The sequence below is a fragment of the Adlercreutzia sp. DFI.6.23 genome, from assembly GCF_024462535.1.
GTDB lineage: Bacteria > Actinomycetota > Coriobacteriia > Coriobacteriales > Eggerthellaceae > Adlercreutzia > Adlercreutzia rubneri.
The window spans coordinates 1-290 of record NZ_JANGBP010000745.1; the positions used below are offsets into that span (position 1 = coordinate 1).

Genomic DNA, 290 nt, shown 5'->3' on the forward strand with positions numbered 1-290 from the left:
AAAGAAATGATGCGGGATCGCTCGGAGGCTGAGGCGTTGGGGCTGACCGACGAAGAGATGGCTTTCTACGATGCCATCACCAAGCCGCAAGCGGTAAAGGACTTCTACGACAATGACCGGCTCGTGGCCATTACGCGGGAGCTTACTGAGGCCATGCGGCGCAGCGCCACTATCGATTGGCAGCGCAAAGAGAATGCTCGCGCGGGAATGCGCCGAGCCATTAAGCGGTTGCTCCGAAAGTACAAGTATCCTCCTGAGGGAGTGGACGACGCCATGGAGACGGTTATGGC

General features: G+C 58.3%; 1 protein-coding gene. It reads left to right on the forward strand.

Features of this window, described 5'->3' with window-relative positions; all coding sequences use genetic code 11:
* Positions 1-6: 6 nt before the first annotated feature.
* On the forward strand, positions 7-290 hold a 284-nt coding region (locus NE591_RS15295), incomplete at its 3' end, for a type I restriction enzyme endonuclease domain-containing protein (RefSeq protein WP_256157106.1).